Origin of the sequence: Pantoea sp. Ep11b, from assembly GCF_040783975.1 — a bacterium.
Lineage (GTDB): Bacteria > Pseudomonadota > Gammaproteobacteria > Enterobacterales > Enterobacteriaceae > Pantoea.
In genome coordinates this window covers 2,620,170-2,634,452 of record NZ_CP160631.1, presented here as the reverse complement: position 1 = coordinate 2,634,452, position 14,283 = coordinate 2,620,170, and the positions used below count along the sequence as shown (strand labels likewise).

Annotated in this window: 16 protein-coding genes; 9 read left to right on the top strand and 7 right to left on the bottom strand. The window is 58.9% G+C overall.

Features of this window, described 5'->3' with window-relative positions; all coding sequences use genetic code 11:
* The first annotated feature begins 46 nt into the window (after window positions 1–46).
* Together cutC and AB1748_RS12500 are read left to right on the top strand one after the other, a co-directional pair.
* Window positions 47–799, top strand: coding sequence for a copper homeostasis protein CutC (gene cutC, locus AB1748_RS12505; protein ID WP_293771331.1), 753 nt, complete (start codon window positions 47–49; stop codon window positions 797–799).
* Window positions 800–1,129: 330 nt separating this feature from the next.
* Window positions 1,130–1,993, top strand: a complete 864-nt coding sequence (locus AB1748_RS12500) for a hypothetical protein (RefSeq protein WP_111139793.1) — start codon at window positions 1,130–1,132, stop codon at window positions 1,991–1,993.
* 30 nt (window positions 1,994–2,023) lie between these two features.
* Here AB1748_RS12500 and AB1748_RS12495 read toward each other — a convergent pair whose 3' ends face one another.
* A complete protein-coding gene (locus AB1748_RS12495; protein WP_111139792.1) occupies window positions 2,024–3,121 on the bottom strand; it encodes a glycerol dehydrogenase in 1,098 nt (365 codons plus the stop codon).
* A 126-nt stretch (window positions 3,122–3,247) separates the two neighbouring features.
* On the opposite strand from AB1748_RS12495, the gene AB1748_RS12490 reads away from it, so the two are divergent.
* Entirely contained in the window at window positions 3,248–3,874 is a 627-nt protein-coding gene (locus tag AB1748_RS12490) for a LysE family translocator (RefSeq protein WP_367396345.1), read from the top strand.
* Between the two features lie 4 nt (window positions 3,875–3,878).
* Here AB1748_RS12490 and cmoB read toward each other — a convergent pair whose 3' ends face one another.
* The 4 genes from cmoB to AB1748_RS12470 all read right to left on the bottom strand — a co-directional run bounded on the left by cmoB (window position 3,879) and on the right by AB1748_RS12470 (window position 6,940).
* Window positions 3,879–4,847 (bottom strand): tRNA 5-methoxyuridine(34)/uridine 5-oxyacetic acid(34) synthase CmoB, encoded by a 969-nt coding sequence (gene cmoB / locus AB1748_RS12485; protein WP_111139790.1) that lies wholly within the window; start codon window positions 4,845–4,847, stop codon window positions 3,879–3,881.
* Window positions 4,844–5,572: a carboxy-S-adenosyl-L-methionine synthase CmoA gene (cmoA, locus tag AB1748_RS12480; RefSeq protein ID WP_111139789.1), complete on the bottom strand. Its 729-nt coding sequence runs from the start codon at window positions 5,570–5,572 to the stop codon at window positions 4,844–4,846. Before cmoA ends, cmoB begins: the two co-directional genes overlap by 4 nt.
* 81 nt (window positions 5,573–5,653) lie before the next feature.
* On the bottom strand, window positions 5,654–6,049 hold the full coding sequence (locus AB1748_RS12475) for an MAPEG family protein (RefSeq protein ID WP_111139788.1): 396 nt from the start codon (window positions 6,047–6,049) through the stop codon (window positions 5,654–5,656).
* A 69-nt stretch (window positions 6,050–6,118) separates the two neighbouring features.
* Window positions 6,119–6,940, bottom strand: coding sequence for a DUF72 domain-containing protein (locus tag AB1748_RS12470; RefSeq protein WP_367395559.1), 822 nt, complete (start codon window positions 6,938–6,940; stop codon window positions 6,119–6,121).
* A 211-nt stretch (window positions 6,941–7,151) separates the two neighbouring features.
* Here AB1748_RS12470 and aspS point away from each other — a divergent pair, with 211 nt between their 5' ends.
* From aspS to ruvB, 6 genes are all read left to right on the top strand, one after another.
* Window positions 7,152–8,930, top strand: coding sequence for an aspartate--tRNA ligase (gene aspS, locus AB1748_RS12465; protein WP_367395558.1), 1,779 nt, complete (start codon window positions 7,152–7,154; stop codon window positions 8,928–8,930).
* Window positions 8,930–9,361, top strand: coding sequence for a dihydroneopterin triphosphate diphosphatase (nudB, locus tag AB1748_RS12460; protein WP_367395557.1), 432 nt, complete (start codon window positions 8,930–8,932; stop codon window positions 9,359–9,361). Before aspS ends, nudB begins: the two co-directional genes overlap by 1 nt.
* A gap of 278 nt (window positions 9,362–9,639) precedes the next feature.
* Window positions 9,640–10,383: a YebC/PmpR family DNA-binding transcriptional regulator gene (locus AB1748_RS12455; protein WP_111139785.1), complete on the top strand. Its 744-nt coding sequence runs from the start codon at window positions 9,640–9,642 to the stop codon at window positions 10,381–10,383.
* Window positions 10,384–10,420: 37 nt separating this feature from the next.
* Complete coding sequence (ruvC, locus tag AB1748_RS12450) at window positions 10,421–10,948, top strand: crossover junction endodeoxyribonuclease RuvC (RefSeq protein ID WP_111139784.1); 528 nt, start codon at window positions 10,421–10,423, stop codon at window positions 10,946–10,948.
* 96 nt (window positions 10,949–11,044) lie between these two features.
* Window positions 11,045–11,659: a Holliday junction branch migration protein RuvA gene (gene ruvA / locus AB1748_RS12445; protein ID WP_111139783.1), complete on the top strand. Its 615-nt coding sequence runs from the start codon at window positions 11,045–11,047 to the stop codon at window positions 11,657–11,659.
* Between the two features lie 8 nt (window positions 11,660–11,667).
* Window positions 11,668–12,672, top strand: coding sequence for a Holliday junction branch migration DNA helicase RuvB (gene ruvB / locus AB1748_RS12440; RefSeq protein ID WP_111139782.1), 1,005 nt, complete (start codon window positions 11,668–11,670; stop codon window positions 12,670–12,672).
* Here ruvB and znuB read toward each other — a convergent pair whose 3' ends face one another.
* Both znuB and znuC read right to left on the bottom strand, forming a co-directional pair.
* Window positions 12,673–13,458: a zinc ABC transporter permease subunit ZnuB gene (znuB, locus tag AB1748_RS12435; protein ID WP_293771312.1), complete on the bottom strand. Its 786-nt coding sequence runs from the start codon at window positions 13,456–13,458 to the stop codon at window positions 12,673–12,675.
* Entirely contained in the window at window positions 13,455–14,210 is a 756-nt protein-coding gene (znuC, locus tag AB1748_RS12430; protein WP_111139780.1) for a zinc ABC transporter ATP-binding protein ZnuC, read from the bottom strand. The genes znuB and znuC overlap by 4 nt, the downstream gene beginning before the upstream one ends.
* Between the last annotated feature and the right edge of the window lie 73 nt (window positions 14,211–14,283).

Genomic DNA, 14,283 nt, shown 5'->3' with positions numbered 1-14,283 from the left:
AACTGATGAATCTGCCTTGAACCAGAGTCATGTACAGGAGAAAAGAATGACCACACTGGAAATTTGCTGCTATGGCGTGGATTGCGCCGTGACCGCACAGCAGGCGGGCGCCGATCGGGTTGAACTCTGTGCCGCTCCCCGTGAAGGCGGACTGACCCCCTCGATAGGGGCACTGCAGGCTGCCCGTCGTGACGTTTCGATTCCGGTTCATCCGATTGTCCGGCCCCGTGGTGGCGATTTCTGTTATACCTCCCGGGAGTTTGAGGCGATGAAATCCGATGTAGCGCTGATCCGCGAACTCGGTTTTCCCGGTCTGGTTATCGGGATGCTGGATGAGGATGCCCACGTTCATCTGGGGCAGATGCGGCAGATTATGGCGCTGTGTGATGGCCTGGCGGTGACCTTTCATCGTGCCTTTGATCTCTGTCACAGCCCCAGGCGCGCCCTGGAGATGCTCACGGATTTAGGGGTAGCGCGTATTCTGACTTCGGGTCAGCAGCAGAGTGCGGAAAACGGAATTGCATTACTCAGGGAACTAAATGAGAGCAGCACCGGTCCTATTATTATGGCGGGTGCGGGCGTACGCCTCAGCAACCTGCAAAAGTTTCTCGACATGGGGATAAATGAAGTGCATAGCTCGGCCAGTCACCTGATGGTGTCGCCGATGCGCTACCGCAAAGCGGGCGTCTCCATGTGTTCTGAAGCCGAAACCGATGAGTTCAGTCGCTACTGTGTTGATGGCGACGTGGTCGAGGCGATGAAAAGCGTGATGCAGATGAGCACCGTTCGGGTCGCCTGAACCACAACAGATTTTGCCGCGCAGCACGCCGATCATTGACGTGATGTTTGCAAGTACCAAACCCCAGTACGCTTGCTGGGGTTCTTTTTGTGCAACGTTTGCTGCGGACACTGATTCACGCTTCCACGTTCCTGTGGCCGGGCGATTCTTATCCGTTTACTTCCCGTTCCGGCCTGGAGAGATTTAAGGCCACCCGGCATGTTCAGACTATTGGCTATCAGACTGTGCGTCTGTCCGCTACGCGGTGTCGCGGGCTGGAATCTGCCGGGAGGGCGGCGGCCCGCCGCCGCAGCGTTTACACTCAAAGCATCATCGCCTGGAGCTTACCCTATGAAACGGAATCTGATGGCTCTTCTGATCCTGACGCTGACGGCCTCCTGCAGCAGCCATGCTGCGACCAGCGGATGCCTCCCGAACCGGGCGGCCGTGGCTAACAGCAATCAGCTGATTCTGCTGGGCGGCAACGCCAGAGGGGCAGTGAAGCAGGTGGTGGCCGGGGAGTTTGGTAAGGATGTGAACTCGCAGAAGCGGGTGCTGGGACAATTTGATGCCTGCGGCGAACTGACGGTGGCCGACGTCAGCTATGACAAAAGCGAACGCAATGTGACCCTCAGCATGGAGCAGCACATCGCCCGGGTACAGGGCGGCTGGGTCGCCGACTATGCCTGGCTGGTTAAAGTGCTGAAAGCGGGAAAAGAGGAGGTGGTCGAAAACCGGCAGGGGACAATCAACTGGCAGAAGGGCGAGCACGGCAATATCACCAGCGCCTCTGACCGCTTTACCTCGATGGGCAAAAGCGGCTTTACCGACACCACCTATCACTACGATCGCCAGCTTCGGCTGGAAAAGAGCGTGGCACGCGGCAGCGATCCGCTGAGCAACGGTGAATTTTACTATCACTGGAATCCGCAGGGGCTGGTGACGCATACTACCTCTGCCCGCGGCAGCGACAGATACAGCTATGATGCGCAATGGCGTGAACAACGACTCGACACGCAGGAGACGACCCCACTCAGCACTATCCGCTCAGTCGATGAGTGTCAGTCCTGGGATGAGGTCGGTAACTGCACCCTGAGTTACCAGCATGAGACAGAAGTCTTCACGCGTGGCACCCTGGAACGTCATCTCAGCTCCGCCTACAAATATGAGTACTGGGACTCGCCGTCTGCGGCGGAATCTGCGGCGAAAGAGTAACAGGCGATCCGGCGATCGCCTGCTGAAGGACTATTTCACCGTGCGGCTGAAGGCATCCAGCGCCAGCAGCGCGTTGGCAATATCCTCCGGCGCAAGATGAGGATTAAGGTTTTTCAGCGTATCGCCGTCGCTGTTTGCCAGGGCACCGATCTTCACCAGATTCTCCCAGCTTTCATTCTCCAGATGCATCTCCCTGAGCGTCGTCGGCATGTTGATTGCGCGATAGAAGCGAATATAGCGGGCAATCTCTTCATCCGGGCGCTGCTCCAGCACCATCTGCGTCAGCGTGCCATAGGCCACTTTTTCGCCGTGGGTCAGATGGTGGATCTCACCCTCAATCGCGGTAAACCCGTTGTGGATTGCGTGTGCCCCAGCCAGTCCCCCGTTTTCAAAACCCAGCCCGGAGAGCAGCGTGTTCGCCTCGACCACCGCCTCCACGGCGGGCGTGACCCGCTTTTCCGTCACGGCGATATAGGCGCTGTAACCCCATTTGAGCAGCGTCTCTTCACAGGTGCGGGCAATCGCCAGTCCGGCCAGGGTCGGATCCCCATTGACCATCGATTTGGCATGGGAACGCGCCACCGCCTGCGCTTCAACCCAGGTAGCCAGACCGTCGGCAATGCCCGAGGCGAAGAGACGTGCCGGGGCGCTGGCGCAGACGGCCGTATCGACCAGCACCAGGTCAGGGTTTTTGCTGTAAAAGCGATAGCTCTCGAAAACCCCGCTGTCGGAATAGATCACCGACAGGGCGCTGCAGGGCGCATCGGTGGAGGCGATCGTCGGCACGATCGCCACCGGCTGTTTCAGCTCATCCGCTATCGCCTTCACGGTATCCAGCGTTTTACCGCCGCCCAGCCCGACCACCACGTTACAGCCCTGATCCTGCGCCAGCTTACTGAGGCGGGTGATTTCGTTACTGGAGGCCTCGCCGTTAAATTGCTGCCAGCTGAAGCGGATACCGGCCGACTGCAGCGTCCGCTGCGTGCGTTCACCAATCAGTTTCCAGACGACATCGTCCGCCACCAGAAACGCCTGATCGCCCAGCTCTGCCAGCCAGGTTCCCAGTTCATCCAGTACGCCGGCGCCCTGCACATATTTTCGGGGTGACGAAAAAATAAATTTGCTCATAACCACAACTCCGTGACAGGAATGAATTAACCTGATCCAGCCTGGCACATTCTGGCTGTCCTGGCACCCGGCTGCCCGCGCCGTTACCTGGCGTGAAAAAACGTAGGGAGTGATAAAGAGATTATGATGACCGCCACGCTGTTCTCCTTTCTGTTTGCGATAACCATCCTGACGCTGACCCCTGGCTTTGATACGGCGCTGGTGCTGCGCACCGCGATTGCGCAGGGCTGGCAGCGCGCCTGGGCTACCGCCTTTGGTGTCACGCTGGGCTGTCTGCTCTGGGGGATTGCGGTGGGGCTGGGGCTGGGGGCGCTGCTGATGGCCTCTGAACTCGCCTATAACCTGCTGAAGTGGACTGGCGCAACCTGGCTGCTCTATCTGGGGATCCGGCTGCTGCTCAACCCGCGTCAGGAGCCGGTGACAGCGGAAGATGAGGCAGCGGCCAGGCCGCAGGGCTATCTGGCCTGCTTTATGCGGGGATTAACGGGAAATCTGCTGAACCCGAAAGTGGGCGTGTTTTATGTTACCTTCCTGCCGCAGTTTATTCCGGCGGGCGCGTCAGTGGCGCTCTGGTGCAGCCTGATGGCGCTGGCGCATATGCTGCTGGGACTGATCTGGAATGCGGCGCTGATTGCGGGCAGCCACTATTTCGCCGGTCATCTGCGGAAACCGTCGGTCCTGAAGGTGATGGATCGCCTGACCGGCTGCGTGTTTATTGGTTTTGCGGCGAAACTGGCATTGTCTCGCCGCTAAGGCCTTAAGGTTTAGTGGCGACCAGCACGGCACGCAGGGGCGCGGGATAGCCCTCAATCGTTTTGGCGGGATCGTCGGGATCGAGGAATTCCGCCAGTGACTCGCTGGTCATCCAGTCGGTACGGCGCTGCTCTTCGGTGGTGGTGCGGGCGAAATCGACGATGCGGACATCGACAAACCCGCTTTTTTCCAGCCAGCTCTTCAGGGCATCGGCGGAGGGGATAAAGAAGACGTTGCGCATCTGTGCATAACGCTCGCCCGGCACCAGTACCTGGTTAACCTCCCCCTCAATGACCAGCGTCTCCAGCACCAGTTCGCCGCCGCTCACCAGCTGATTCTTCAGCTGCAGCAGGTGATCCAGCGGAGAACGGCGGTGATAGAGCACCCCCATCGAAAAAACGGTGTCAAAGGCCTGCAGCGCCGGTAACTGCTCGATCCCCAGCGGCAGCATATGCGCCCGGCGATCGTCATTCAGCAGCTTGCGCACCGCTTCGAACTGCACCAGGAACAGCTGCATCGGGTCGATGCCGACCACCAGATGGGCGCCTGCACCAATCATCCGCCACATGTGATAGCCGCTGCCGCAGCCGACATCCAGCACCGTCCGGCCCGCCAGCGGGGAGATGTGCGGAATCACGCGCTCCCACTTCCAGTCTGAGCGCCATTCGGTATTGATATGGGTGCCATAGAGGAAATAGGGGCCTTTGCGCCACGGCATCAGGTTGCGCAGTAATTTTTCTATGCCCTGACGATGACGATCGCTGATGTCATCGCGGTCGGCGGTCACGCTGTGCAGCAGGTCGAGCTTCTGCGGTTCCAGCAGCGGCAGATACTCCAGCGACTTGTACCAGTCACGGAAGTGTCCATGCAGGTTTTCACGCTGCCATTCGCTGATCTGCGCCGGTAATACCTCCAGCCACTTCGCCAGCGGACCCACGGCGATTTGCTGATAAAAACGGCCAAAGTCGATCATTTCAACGCCACCAGTGAACCAAAGTTAAAGCACTGGAACCAGAGTTCGGCGTGCGGGAAACCGGCCTGTTTCAGGCGGGCTTTATGGGTTTCAACGCTGTCCGTCAGCATCACATTTTCCAGCATGCTGCGCTTCTGACTGATCTCCAGTTCGCTGTAGCCGTTGGCGCGCTTGAAGTCGTGGTGCATGTTGAACAGCAGTTCGCCGACATCGGCATCTTCAAAACTGAACTTCTCCGACAGCACCAGCGCGCCACCCGGTTTCAGTCCCTGCCAGATCTTCTGCAGCAGCGCCAGTCGGGCAGGCGGCTCCAGAAACTGCAGCGTAAAGTTGAGCACCACCAGCGAGGCATTTTCGATGGGAATATCGCGGATATCCGCTTCCAGCACCGTGACCGGCGTGTCAGCGCGGAAGGCATCCAGATGACGACGGCAGCGTTCGACCATCGCCGGAGAGTTATCCACGGCAATGATCTGGCAACCCGGCACATGAATATTGCGGCGCACCGACAGGGTCGCCGCGCCCAGCGAACAGCCCAGATCGTAAACCTGGCTGTCCGGGGTGACAAAACGTTCAGCCAGCATACCAATCATCGAAATGATATTGGAGTAGCCCGGCACCGAGCGCTGAATCATGTCAGGAAAGACTTCAGCAACGCGCTCGTCAAAGGTCCAGTCGCCCAGTTTTGCAATGGGCGCTGAGAAAAGTTGATCGCGGTCAGACATATCGAAAATCCGAAGAGACGACGGAAAGGGCGCTATTCTGGCAGAAAGTGGGGCGGGCTGCACCCCTTAACCCCGGCTGGCTCAATGCAGCGTCAGGACCAGCTCCCACGGCAGGTAGATCAGGTTAAAAATGACCATGCCACACAGTGAAAACAGCGTCAGCATCATGCCATATTTGCGGCCTGCCATCGCGCTGCTGCGTAAACCCCAGGCGTGCAGCAGACGGCTGATGAAAAACAGCAGACCGGTGAGATGCACCATCCAGATATCAGCGCCGTTCATCTCCATCATGACCAGCAGCAGCAGCGCCAGCGGAACGGTTTCGATGGCATTGCCGTGAATACGAATGGCCATTTTCAGGTCGTGATAGCCACCGTCGCCGTAGGCCACATGATAGAAACGACGATAACGCACCACATCCAGCGTAAATTTCATCACCAGTATTGCACCCAGCACCACATATAATGCGCTAATCATCGTGACTCCTGTCACTCAGGGTAAAGTGGTTATTCTAGCCAGCGGATCGGGCGCTGTCCTGTTGTCTCATCAAAACAGTGAGCTCTGTTGCGGCCAGTCAGGTCCGTTGCCGATGCCGGGGTCGATCTGCTGAAGCTGCGGCCAGAGTGCCTGCACCAGCGGAAAAACCTGGCCCATATCGGGCGTATGCAGAAACAGCATCACATCGCCCTGCTGCTGCCACGCCATGAGCTTGTCATGCCAGATCTGAAACAGCGGCACGCTCTCTTCCACGCTGTCACTGCCGATAAAGCGTACCATCGGCTGCGATCCGGTGCGCAGGGCGTGCGGCGGCACGCGGGGCTTCTGAGAACGCGCGACCAGCGCGGCCGGACTCTGCGAGGTAGAGGCGTGTACCGGGCGGCTGTCGAGCATCACGCGGTTGACGCCGCGCGCCAGCAGACCCCGGTTCAGCGCCCGCTCCGCCTCACCCTTGGCAAAGAATGCCGGATGGCGAACCTCGACGCCGTAGTGAAAACGGCGCGGCAGGCTATCCAGAAACGTCCAGAGCGCCTCCAGCTCCGCCGGTGAGAAGCTGGCCGGCAGCTGCAGCCAGTACTGACCGATACGATCGGCCAGTGGCTCCATCAGGCGCAGAAAATCGGTCAGCAGATCGTCGCTGTGTTGCAGTGCTGCCTGATGGCTGATGGTGTTTGGAAACTTAAAGCAGAAGCGAAACGCCTCGTGCGTCATGTCGCGCCAGCGCATCACCGTTTCAGCATTGGGCAGCGCATAGAGCGTGGTATTTCCCTCCACACAGTGGAAATAGCGGGCATAATCCGCCAGGCTGCCGATACCCCAGCGTTTCCAGTGTGAATGCTGCCACTGAGGCAGGCCAATACGAAGTGTCACGCGTGCTCCTGACGACAGGTTAAGATAGCCCATTATCCTCCAGCGTCGGGCTGAGGGGCAAATGCACAGGGGAAATCGGCGCTTTGGCGTGGATCTGCTTATCCTGCCTGCCTTTTTCCATTATAATAGCCGCCATTTTTGCGACAGCATCACATAAGGCAACGCGGCTGGATGCTGTCAGCTGCAGCGGCGAAGTTAAAAGGATAGTGTTATGCGTACAGAATATTGCGGACAGCTCAATCTGTCTCATGTGGGTCAGCAAGTCACGCTCTGCGGCTGGGTAAACCGCCGTCGCGATCTGGGCAGTTTGATTTTTATCGATATGCGCGACCGCGAAGGCATCGTGCAGGTGTTTTTTGATCCCGATCGTGAGGACGCGTTTAAGCTGGCTTCTGAACTGCGTAACGAATTCTGCATCCAGATCACCGGAACCGTGCGTGCGCGTGATGAGAAGAATAAAAACAGCGACATGGCGACCGGTGAAGTGGAAGTGTTCGCCCAGGCGCTGACTATCATCAACCGCTCTGAGCCACTGCCGCTGGACTCTAACCAGACCAACAGCGAAGAAGCGCGTCTGAAATATCGCTATCTGGACCTGCGTCGTCCTGAGATGGTGACGCGCCTGAAAACCCGCGCCAGAATCACCAGCTTTGTCCGTCGTTTTATGGATGACGAAGGTTTCCTGGATATCGAAACCCCGATGCTGACCAAGGCGACCCCTGAGGGCGCGCGTGACTATCTGGTGCCGAGCCGGGTTCACAAAGGTAAATTCTACGCGCTGCCGCAGTCACCGCAGCTCTTCAAGCAGCTGCTGATGATGTCCGGTTTTGACCGCTACTATCAGATCGTTAAATGTTTCCGCGATGAAGATCTGCGTGCTGACCGTCAGCCAGAATTTACCCAGATCGACGTCGAAACCTCCTTCATGACCGCGCCTCAGGTGCGTGAAATCATGGAGCGTTTAATCCGCAACCTGTGGCAGGACGTGCAGGGCGTTGACCTCGGTGAATTCCCGCAGATGACCTTTGCGGAAGCGATGCATCGCTACGGTTCCGATAAGCCCGATCTGCGTAACCCGATGGAGCTGGTGGACGTGGGCGACCTGCTGAAAAACGTGGAGTTCCAGGTCTTCTCTGGCCCGGCGAACGATGCCAAAGGCCGTGTAGCCGCGCTGCGTGTGCCTGCCGGTGCGCAGCTGAGCCGCAAGCAGATTGATGAGTACGGTAAGTTCGTCGAAATTTATGGCGCAAAAGGCCTCGCATGGATGAAGGTCAATGTCCGTGCTGACGGCCTTGAAGGCGTGCAGAGCCCGGTCGCTAAGTTCCTGAACGCGGAGATCGTCGAAGGCATCCTGAGCCGCACCGGCGCGCAGGATGGCGATATCATCTTCTTTGGTGCCGACCGTGCCAAAGTGGTGGCTGACGCCCTGGGCGCGCTGCGCCTGAAAGTGGGCCGCGATCTCAGCATCACCGACGAGAACGCCTGGGCACCGCTGTGGGTCATTGACTTCCCGATGTTCGAAGAGGACGAAGAGGGCGGTCTGGCGGCGATGCACCATCCGTTCACCGCGCCGAAAGAGATGAGCGCCTCAGAGCTGGCCGCCGATCCGACCCGGGCCGTGGCTAACGCCTACGACATGGTGATCAACGGCTACGAAGTCGGTGGCGGTTCCGTGCGTATCCACAACGGCGAAATGCAGCAGACGGTCTTCAGCATTCTGGGGATTGAAGCGAACGAGCAGCGCGAGAAGTTTGGCTTCCTGCTGGACGCGCTGAAGTTCGGTACGCCTCCACATGCGGGCCTGGCCTTTGGTCTGGATCGCCTGACCATGCTGCTGACCGGCACCGACAACATCCGTGACGTTATCGCCTTCCCGAAAACCACGGCAGCGGCCTGCATGATGACCGAAGCACCAAGCGAAGCGAACCCCGCTTCTCTGCTGGAGCTGGGCATTCAGGTCGTGAAAAAAGAAAAGCTCGAGAACAAATAATGGGCTACAAACACCCGGTTTCAGTGCTGGTCGTGATTTCGGCGCGGGATACTGGCCGGGTGTTAATGCTGCAGCGGCGTGACGATCCCTCGTTCTGGCAGTCGGTGACCGGCAGCCTGGAACCGGGGGAGTCGCCGCTGGCGACCGCGTGTCGTGAAGTGAATGAAGAGGTCGGCATCGACGTCGTGGCTGAGCGGCTGGAGATGGAGGATTGTCAGCGTCAGATTGACTTTGAAATCTTCCCCCATTTCCGTCATCGCTACGCGCCGGGCGTCACCCATAATCACGAGCACTGGTTTCGCCTGCAATTGCCGCAGGAGCGTGATATCACGCTGACCGAACATCTGGCGTTTCGCTGGCTGGCGGCGGCGGAGGCAGCAGCATTAACCCGATCATGGAGTAACCGCCAGGCAATTGAAGAATTTGCCTGAATGCGCGCCACCGCCCGCTTTTCCGGCGGCCGGTCGCGTAAATTTTATTAATATGGTGAGTTTTAACAGGACTGCACCAGGCTTTTAAACAGTCAGGCGTAATCGGTGCCGCGAGGTTGTCCGCCGCCAGCGTGACGTCGTCAGCGCACGATTCACGAAGCTCGCCCCGCCAGGGACGCCCTTATCGGGCATACAGGCAGATCCTGTAAGAGCCGGGCCGGAGGCGCAGTCCGCAGCGCAGAGAGTCTGCACCCTGTAAAAGATCGGAGAAAAGAGAAATGGCTGGACACAGTAAGTGGGCAAACACCAAACACCGCAAGGCAGCACAGGACGCCAAGCGCGGCAAAATCTTCACCAAAATCATTCGTGAACTGGTGACGGCCGCCAAGCTGGGCGGTGGTGATGCGGGCTCAAACCCGCGTCTGCGTGCCGCAATGGATAAGGCGCTGGCGAATAACATGACGCGTGACACCATGGATCGCGCTATCGCCCGTGGCGTGGGCGGCGAAGACAACGCCAACATGGAAACCATCATCTATGAAGGTTACGGTCCGGGCGGCTCTGCCATCATGATCGAATGCCTCAGCGACAACCGTAACCGTACCGTGGGCGAAGTGCGTCACGCCTTCACTAAAACCGGTGGCAACCTCGGCACAGACGGCTCGGTCGCCTATCTGTTCAACAAACGGGGTGTGATCTCCTATGCGCCGGGTCAGGATGAGGATGCGGTGATGGAAGCGGCACTGGAAGCGGGCGCCGAAGATGTTGTCAGCTATGACGACGGCGCGATCGATGTGTTCACCGCCTGGGAAGAGATGGGCACGGTGCGTGATGCGCTGGAAGCGGCTGGCCTGAAAGCCGATACCGCCGAAGTGTCGATGATCCCGACCACCAAAGCGGAAATGGATGCAGAAACAGCACCAAAACTGCTGCGTCTGATCGACATGCTGGAAGATTGCGACGATGTGCAGGAGGTTTACCACAACGGTGAAATCTCAGACGAGGTGGCGGAAACGCTGTAATGGCGTCTGCTGTCATCACGTTAACCGGAGAGGCGTAATGTCGATTATCCTGGGTATCGATCCCGGCTCACGCATCACCGGTTATGGCGTTATCCGTCAGACCGGCCGCCAGCTCACCTATCTGGGCAGCGGCTGTATCCGCACCAATACCGCCGAGCTGCCCGCCAGACTGAAGCTGATCTACGCGGGCGTCTGCGAAATCATCACGCAGTTTTCACCCGATTTCTTCGCCATCGAACAGGTGTTTATGGCGAAGAATGCTGACTCGGCGCTGAAGCTGGGCCAGGCGCGCGGGGCCGCCATTGTGGCCGCGGTGAACCACGATCTGCCGGTATTTGAGTACGCCGCCCGTCAGGTTAAACAGACCGTGGTCGGCATCGGCAGCGCCGAAAAAAGTCAGGTGCAGCACATGGTGCGAACCCTGCTCAAGCTGCCCGCCAACCCCCAGGCGGATGCCGCCGATGCGCTGGCGATTGCCATCACGCACTGCCACGTCGCTCAGAACGCAGCGCGGATGAGTGACAGCAAGCTGGTGCTGACGCGCGGGCGATTACGCTCAGGTTAGCAACACACGCGCAGGGCTGACTCTCAGGCTGGATATTCATCCAGCCTTTTTTATGTTATAAAATCCGCCACATTCGTCAGTTAAGGAAGCATTCAGGTGATAGGTCGTTTACGGGGCAATATTCTGGAAAAGCAGCCGCCACTGGTGCTGCTTGAGGCACACGGCGTAGGCTATGAAATTCACATGCCCATGACCTGTTTTTATGAGCTGCCTGACCTTCAGCAGGAAGCGGTGATCTTTACCCACTTCGTGGTGCGTGAAGATGCCCAGCTGCTGTTTGGTTTCAACAGCAAGCAGGAGCGCGCGCTGTTTCGCGAGTTAATTAAAGTCAACGGCGTCGGGCCCAAGCTGGCGCTGGCGATCCTCTCCGGCATGTCGGCGCAGCAGTTTGTCACGGCGGTGGAGAAAGAGGAGATCGCCTCGCTGGTGAAACTGCCGGGCGTCGGTAAAAAGACCGCTGAGCGCCTGGTGGTAGAGATGAAGGACCGCTTCAAGGGGATGCATGGCGACCTGTTTGGCGGCGACTCTGCCTTTACCCTCACCACGCCGGGTCCGGAGCCGGAAACGAACGACGCCGAATCCGAAGCGGTTGCAGCGCTGGTATCCCTGGGTTATAAACCGCAGGAAGCGAGCCGTATGATCAGTAAAGTCGGTCGACCGGATGCGGATTGCGAAACGCTGATCCGCGAAGCACTCCGCGCCGCCATTTGAGGTAAGTCATGATTGAAGCCGACCGTCTGGTCTCTGCTGCCAGCGTTAACGAAGAAGAGTTAATCGACCGCGCCATTCGTCCGAAACTGCTGAACGAGTATGTCGGTCAGCCGCAGGTGCGTGAGCAGATGGAGATTTTCATCAAGGCGGCGCAGCTGCGTGGCGATGCGCTCGACCATCTGCTGATCTTCGGGCCGCCGGGGCTGGGAAAAACCACCCTGGCGAACATCGTAGCCAATGAGATGGGCGTCAATCTGCGCACCACCTCAGGTCCGGTGCTGGAGAAGGCGGGCGATCTGGCCGCAATGCTGACCAACCTCGAACCGCATGACGTGCTGTTTATCGATGAAATCCACCGCCTCTCACCGGTGGTGGAAGAGGTGCTCTATCCGGCGATGGAAGATTATCAGCTGGACATCATGATTGGTGAAGGGCCCGCTGCGCGCTCGATCAAGCTCGACCTGCCGCCGTTTACCCTGATCGGTGCCACGACCCGTGCAGGCTCGCTGACGTCGCCGCTGCGCGACCGGTTTGGCATTGTCCAGCGGCTGGAGTTCTATCAGGTAAAAGATCTGCAGCACATCGTGGGCCGCAGCGCCGCCTGCCTCGGCCTGGCGCTGAGTGACGACGGGGCGCTGGAGATTGCCCGCCGTGCACGCGGCACACCGCGTATCGCCAACCGCCTGCTGCGCCGGGTGCGCGACTTTGCCGAGGTGCGGGCCAATGGCGATCTCAGCGGTGAGGTCTCCTGCAGCGCGCTCGATATGCTTAACGTCGACAGCGAAGGGTTCGATTACATGGACCGCAAGCTGCTGCTGGCGATCATTGACAAGTTTATGGGCGGGCCAGTGGGGCTGGATAACCTCGCGGCCGCGATCGGTGAAGAGCGCGAAACCATCGAAGATGTGATTGAACCCTTCCTGATTCAGCAGGGATTCATTCAGCGCACGCCGCGTGGCCGTCTTGCCACGCAGCATGCTTACCGTCACTTCGGCATCACGCGCGAAGAGTAGTTACATCGCCGGTTTGCGCACCATGCTGATGATGAACAGGATGGCGGCGCAGAGCACCACGGACGGACCGGCGGGGGTGTCATAGAAGGCGGAGAAGGTAAGGCCGCCAGTGACGGCTATCACCCCGATAATCACGGCGGTAGCCGCCATGCCTTCCGGCGAACGCACGAAACGGCGGGCGGTTGCGGCCGGGATGATCAGCAGTGAGGTGATAATCAGCGCGCCGACAAACTTCATGGCCACCCCGATGGTCAGCGCCGTGACCAGCATCAGGATAAGCCGGGTGCGCTGAATATTCACGCCATCGACCTGGGCCAGTTCCGGGCTGATGGTCATCGACAGCAGGGCACGCCACTGCCACGCCATCACCAGCAGCACGACAACTACGCCGCCGCCCATCATCCAGAGATCGTCCGGCGTCACCGCCAGCAGATCGCCAAACAGATAAGCCATCAGATCCACACGCACGTTCTTCATCAGGCTGACCACCACCAGGCCCAGCGACAGGGCGCTGTGCGCCATAATCCCCAGCAGGGTATCAATAGCCAGATGCGGACGACGCTCCAGCCAGACCAGCCCCAGCGCCAGGCAGACGGTCACCAGAATCACCGCGTAGTAGGGGTTCACGTTCAGCAGCAGGCCAAAGGCTACGCCGAGCAGCGAGGCGTGCGCCAGCGTATCGCCAAAGTAGGACATCTTGCGCCAGACCACAAACGAACCCAGCGGGCCGGCCGCCAGCGCCAGCATCACGCCGCCAATCCAGCCCGGTAATAACAACTCAATCATGATGAACCCTGTCCTTTGCGTAAAACGATACGTCCCTGAAGGTCGTGACGGTGATTATGATGGTGACGATAGATCGCCAGCTCCTGTGCACCGCGCGGGCCGAACATCGCGATAAACTCCGGATGCTGTGAGACCGCCTCGGGCGTGCCGGAACAGCAGATGTGATGGTTCAGGCAGAGAACTTCGTCGGTTTTCGCCATCACCAGGTGCAGGTCGTGGGAGACCATCAGCACGCCGCAGTTCAGCTCAACGCGCAGCTGATTAATCAGGTCATAGAGCGCAACCTGACCGTTCACATCCACGCCCTGAGTCGGTTCATCCAGTACCAGCAGCTGAGGCTGATTCAGCAGCGCACGCGCCAGCAGCACTCGCTGGGTTTCGCCACCCGAGAGCTTCTGCAATGGTGAATGGAGCAGATGGCCCGCCTGCACCCTCTTCAGGGCGGGCAGGATATCGGCGCTTTTACTGCCCCGCGTCAGACGCATAAAGCGTTCAACCGTAACCGGCAGGGTCGGGTCGATGTGCAGTTTCTGAGGAACATAGCCGACACGCAGGCCGGGCAGACGCTGAACAGTGCCGCTCCCCGGGACGAGCAGGCCAAGCACAACGCGGACCAGGGTGGATTTTCCGGCACCATTGGGGCCCAGAAGGGTGAGAATGCGACCAGGCTGCAAGGCCAGGCTGACGCCTGACAACACATTACGCTGGTTAAATTTTATCGAAACGTTTTCGAGCGTGACAAGTGAGGTCATAGTATTTACAGGTTGCACAGAATTTCGAATGTTATAATATCACATTCCACTTCATGGTCACGATGGAATGACG

What these genes read in the sequence shown, in the direction of transcription:
- AB1748_RS12490 (WP_367396345.1), top strand. Translation starts at nt 3,248, where the DNA reads ATGACCGCCACGCTGTTCTCCTTTCTGTTTGCGATAACCATCCTGACG.
- aspS (WP_367395558.1), top strand. Translation starts at nt 7,152, where the DNA reads ATGCGTACAGAATATTGCGGACAGCTCAATCTGTCTCATGTGGGTCAG.
- ruvC (WP_111139784.1), top strand. Translation starts at nt 10,421, where the DNA reads ATGTCGATTATCCTGGGTATCGATCCCGGCTCACGCATCACCGGTTAT.
- nudB (WP_367395557.1), top strand. Translation starts at nt 8,930, where the DNA reads ATGGGCTACAAACACCCGGTTTCAGTGCTGGTCGTGATTTCGGCGCGG.
- AB1748_RS12500 (WP_111139793.1), top strand. Translation starts at nt 1,130, where the DNA reads ATGAAACGGAATCTGATGGCTCTTCTGATCCTGACGCTGACGGCCTCC.
- cmoB (WP_111139790.1), bottom strand. Translation starts at nt 4,847, where the DNA reads ATGATCGACTTTGGCCGTTTTTATCAGCAAATCGCCGTGGGTCCGCTG.
- AB1748_RS12475 (WP_111139788.1), bottom strand. Translation starts at nt 6,049, where the DNA reads ATGATTAGCGCATTATATGTGGTGCTGGGTGCAATACTGGTGATGAAA.
- AB1748_RS12495 (WP_111139792.1), bottom strand. Translation starts at nt 3,121, where the DNA reads ATGAGCAAATTTATTTTTTCGTCACCCCGAAAATATGTGCAGGGCGCC.
- znuC (WP_111139780.1), bottom strand. Translation starts at nt 14,210, where the DNA reads ATGACCTCACTTGTCACGCTCGAAAACGTTTCGATAAAATTTAACCAG.
- cmoA (WP_111139789.1), bottom strand. Translation starts at nt 5,572, where the DNA reads ATGTCTGACCGCGATCAACTTTTCTCAGCGCCCATTGCAAAACTGGGC.
- cutC (WP_293771331.1), top strand. Translation starts at nt 47, where the DNA reads ATGACCACACTGGAAATTTGCTGCTATGGCGTGGATTGCGCCGTGACC.
- AB1748_RS12455 (WP_111139785.1), top strand. Translation starts at nt 9,640, where the DNA reads ATGGCTGGACACAGTAAGTGGGCAAACACCAAACACCGCAAGGCAGCA.
- znuB (WP_293771312.1), bottom strand. Translation starts at nt 13,458, where the DNA reads ATGATTGAGTTGTTATTACCGGGCTGGATTGGCGGCGTGATGCTGGCG.
- ruvB (WP_111139782.1), top strand. Translation starts at nt 11,668, where the DNA reads ATGATTGAAGCCGACCGTCTGGTCTCTGCTGCCAGCGTTAACGAAGAA.